Consider the following 1,475-nt stretch of genomic DNA (forward strand, 5'->3'; position numbering starts at 1 on the left):
GCGCATACCCGGCCGATGGCGCGGCATACCCCTGGGCGACGGGGGCGGCTCGTGTCGCTGGAGCCGGAGCGGCGGCGGGCGGGGCCGCCGCGGGCGCGGTGGAGGCCTCCGCCGCGCGAGACAGCCGCAGGTGCATCAAGTCCCCTCGACGCACGGCGGCAATGGACAGCGAGCCCAGGCCATTGGCGTTGACGGACCAGTTGGAGGGCGAGTCGGAGACGCTGGATGCGCGCGCGACTCCCACCATGGCCTGGAGGGCTCGGACGACGTCGTCCGTCGTCACGGCGGCGGGGTCCACCGGCTCGTAGCCGTTGCTGCCGCGAATCATGGGAGGACGCCCGGTGGCCAGGGTCAGCTCCGTCACTCCGGGCCGCGACAGATGGCGCAACAGCTCAGCAAGGGGTTTCATGCGGATTCGAACTCGAGCTGTGACAGAGCGCGGAGCGCGGGGGACCGCAGGATAGTCGACATTGGCGCAAAAGCGCCCACCCCCTGGACGTACGTCCCACGCATCGCCGCGCGCGGTGGGCTCCACACCCACCCCGTCGAGGCAGAGAGTCGACACCTGCCTGGATGTGAAATGTGAGAGGGGGACTCCGGGGCCCAAGGGCCCGCTCGGAGCGGTGGCGGCGGGAGGCGCACGGCCCCCCGCCAGCCAGGGGCGCGCGAACTACAGCTCGCGGGACATCAGAAGCCGGAGCTTGCCGGACTTCTTGGACACCACCGTGGCCACGGTGGTGAAGCCCGCCTTGCGGTAGAAGCTCACCGCGGGGGCGTTGGACGGGTCCACTCGCAGCGCAATCGTCTTGCGGTACATGTCGCGCGCGGCTCGGAGCGCCTGCTCCAGGACCACGGCGCCCAGGCCCTTCTTGCGCAGCTCCTGCTTCACCACGATGTTGCGCAGGTACGCGGCGCCGGGCACCGGGCCGTCGCGCTCCACCGTGACGTAGCCGACGATCTGCGTCTGCAGCTTCGCCACGTGGATGTAGGGCTTGAGCTGGGCCAGGGCCTTGAGGCTGTCTTCCTGCGTCTCACCCCGGCTCTTCCAGGGTTCGGAGCTGGCGCGCAGGGCCGCCACCGCCGTCATGTCCTCGTCGGTGGGCAGGGTGAACTTCACCGCCGCCGTCAGGTCATTGGGGAGGCCCACCGCCGCTTCCAGCACCGGGGCTGGGGCCATCTCCACGCCCGGGTCCACCTGCTTCATCGTCATCGCCATCTCCTCCGTCGCTCTGCGATCCTAACCGCACCCCCGCCACCGGTGCACGCGGTCATTCCGCGCACATTGTCTTCCCAAGTGAGGAGATTGCCTCCCCCGTGGATGTGAGGGCCGGATTCCGGTCAACCCGGGCATGGCCCGTCCCATTCCAAGGATGGGCATCGCTTCCACGGCTGGCACCCAGCCGGCCTTCCGCGCCGGGCGCCTTCCCACTATAAAACCGGGGTCGTCGTTCACGGAGGGCTGGCCTCCTCATCCC

General features: G+C 70.0%; 1 protein-coding gene and 1 pseudogene. Both read right to left on the reverse strand.

All coding sequences use genetic code 11. From position 1 onward, the window contains the following. Positions 1-409 (reverse strand): annotated as a pseudogene (locus tag HUW62_RS47220) (twitching motility protein); the annotation flags it as partial. Positions 410-670: 261 nt separating this feature from the next. Continuing rightward, on the reverse strand, positions 671-1,210 hold the full coding sequence (locus HUW62_RS47225; RefSeq protein ID WP_163864108.1) for an N-acetyltransferase: 540 nt from the start codon (positions 1,208-1,210) through the stop codon (positions 671-673). Positions 1,211-1,475 lie beyond the last annotated feature (265 nt).

Source organism: Myxococcus sp. AM011 (assembly GCF_013372595.1).
In the GTDB taxonomy this organism is placed as follows: Bacteria; Myxococcota; Myxococcia; order Myxococcales; family Myxococcaceae; genus Myxococcus; species Myxococcus eversor.

Coding starts and splice junctions, on each gene's coding strand:
- HUW62_RS47225 (WP_163864108.1), bottom strand. CDS start 1,210: ATGACGATGAAGCAGGTGGACCCGGGCGTGGAGATGGCCCCAGCCCCG.